Annotated in this window: 1 protein-coding gene; it reads left to right on the top strand. The window is 65.1% G+C overall.

The features are described from left to right. Nucleotides 1-2,046, top strand: a 2,046-nt coding sequence (locus VNW74_RS04135) for an autotransporter outer membrane beta-barrel domain-containing protein (protein ID WP_325675336.1), incomplete at its 5' end; no start/stop codon positions are given. Nucleotides 2,047-2,683: the final 637 nt, after the last annotated feature.

Below are 2,683 nucleotides of genomic sequence, written 5' to 3'. Positions count from 1 at the left end.
GGGCCGCTGAGCTTCAATGGCGGCACGCTGGCGACGACGGCGAGCTTCACCTCGGGGCGGGCGACGACCCTCAACAGCGGCGGCGGCACGTTTGATGTCGCGCCGAGCACCACGCTGACGATGAACGGTGCGATCGACGGGACCGGCGCGCTGGGTAAGAGCAATGCTGGCACGCTGGTACTGGACGCGGACAACACCTATACGGGCGGCACGACGATCAGCGCCGGCACCCTGCAGCTCGGCACTGGCGGCACCACGGGTAGCATCCTCGGCGATGTCGCCGACAGCGGCACCCTGGCCTTCGACCGCAGCGATACGGTGAGTTTTGCCGGGGTGATCTCGGGCAGCGGCAACCTGGCGCAGATTGGCCCCGGCACCACCACGCTAACAGGCGCCAACAGCTATAGCGGAGCGACGAATGTCGACGCGGGCAGTTTGCAAGCAGGCGCGTCGAACACGTTCAGCCCGAATTCGGCAGTGACCGTCGCGGGCGGCGGAACGCTCGATCTCAACGGCTTCGGTCAGACCGTATCCGGCGTCACCAATGCCGGCTTGGTGAGCCTGGGTACGGACACGGCGCCAGGCACGGTCTTGACGACGACTAGCTACACGGGAGCTGGCGGCACGATCGCGATGAATACCTTTTTGGGGGGCGACGATTCGCCATCGGACAAGCTTGTCGTCAACGGCGGCAGCGCGACCGGCAATTCGTTGTTGCGCATCACCAATGCGGGCGGCCCCGGCGCCGAGACAGTGGCGAATGGCATTGCGGTGGTGCAGGCGATCAACGGCGGCACGACGGCGCCCGGCGCCTTCCAGCTTGCCACCGCCACCGATGTTGAGGTCGGAGATTTCGACTACCGGTTGTTCCACGGTGGCGTTGACGGCAGCAACCCCGGCGATTGGTTTCTACGCTCGGACTTCGTCGTGCCCCCCACTCCGACCCCGACGCCGCCCACGCCGACCCCGACACCGCCGGCAAACCCATTTCCACCGCAACCGCCGCCGAACCCGCTGCCACCCGGGGTCTACCCGATTATCGGGCCGCGGCTGTCGGCCTACGGCGTGGTGCAGCCGATCGCCCGGGAATTGGGTCTGACCGAGCTCGGCACCCTGCACCAGCGCATCGGCGACACCCTGACCACGGCCTATCCTGAAGGCGAGGGTTGGGCGCTCTCCGCCTGGGGCCGCTTCTTCGGCGAGACCATCGATAATCGCTATCAGGCCTTTGCCGATCCGCGTGCCAGCGGTCATCAGGTCGGTTTCCAGACCGGGCTCGATCTGTGGCGCGGCAGCCTGATCCCCGGCCATCGCGATGTCGCCGGGGTGTACTTCGCCTACGGTAACAGCAATGTGGACGTGACCGGCCTTGTCACCAACCCGGCGGCGACGGCCTATGTCCTGCAGCATACCGGCACGCTCAGTCTCAATTCCTATTCCGGCGGTGGCTACTGGACGCATTACGGCCCCGGCGGGTGGTATTTCGACGCCGTGCTGCAAGGCACGGGTTATGGCGGCAACGCGATGGCGCAATCCGCCAATCTCCCGGTGACGACTAAGCTGGCGACGGGCGGCTCCGGCTTCCTCGCCTCACTGGAAGGCGGCTATCCCGTCCCGCTGCAGTTCGGCACGAATTTCATTCTCGAGCCGCAGGCGCAGATCGTGTGGCAGCATGTCAGCTTTGATCCGGCCAATGACGGAATAGGCACGGTTGCGCTGGGCTCGACCTCGGGCACGACGGAGCGGTTCGGCGCCCGCGCCCAGTGGACCATCCTCGGCGGCAACGGGGCGGTGTGGCAACCCTATGCGCGCGCCAATCTCTGGCACGGCGGGGGCGCAAACGCGGCGACGAGCTTTGCCCCATCTGCCATCGCCGTGCCGCTGGTCGAACAAGCGACGTGGCTCGAATTTGCCGGTGGCGTCGCCTACAAGCTCAACCCACGTCTCAGCTTCTATGCCCAGGCCGGCTATCAGTTCGCGGTCGCTCCAGACAACGTCAGCCGTGACGGCTTCTCGGGCGATCTCGGGCTTCGCATCACCTGGTGATGCTCTCCAGAGGGCAGCGTCGGCTTGCAGCAGTCATCAAATCTTGCATGCTTAACGCGCAGCGGATAATAGCGCTGACCCCTGTCTGGCCTCCGTGCGCACAGCGCCCTGCGCGATAGTCGTTGCCAGCCTCTGGCTGATGAAACGAGAACGGAAGCTTGCCATTGGTCGATTCTCGCGGTTCGATGGCAATCCCGCGAACGGCCGGTTTCGGCGTGCGCCGTGACAAGGCGGCGCTTTGCAGTGGGTGCGAGGCCCACCCGGCGGTTCGCTCCAGCCGGAAGCAGTCGGAGCAGTCATGGAGGTAACGAAATGGCTGAAGCCTTCGATTAGCGGTCACGATTTGGTGACCGCGCGAGTGTGCAGGCCGCAACGCGGCCAGAGGTAACGAAACGCTTCTCTGATACGCATAAGCGGACAAAGGTGGAACGCCGCCCGGACGACGGTGATCAACCCCGAGCTTTTTAGCCATTGCCGCCCCGTGGTCGCGGCGGCGGGGGGTGACGGCAAACATCTGATTCCCGACAGGCGGCGGATGAGCGGGTTTGGCGTCAATCAGAGCGCCAAAAGCTGCACGACAAACTATGTCGGAATGGGATAATGTACGGAAACCGCTCTACCGGGGATTTCCGTACAT

Origin of the sequence: Mycobacterium sp., from assembly GCF_035570115.1 — a bacterium.
In the GTDB taxonomy this organism is placed as follows: domain Bacteria; phylum Actinomycetota; class Actinomycetes; order Mycobacteriales; family Mycobacteriaceae; genus Mycobacterium.
The sequence above is the reverse complement of the archived record's forward strand: the minus strand, read 5'-3'. Positions and strand labels throughout refer to the sequence as shown.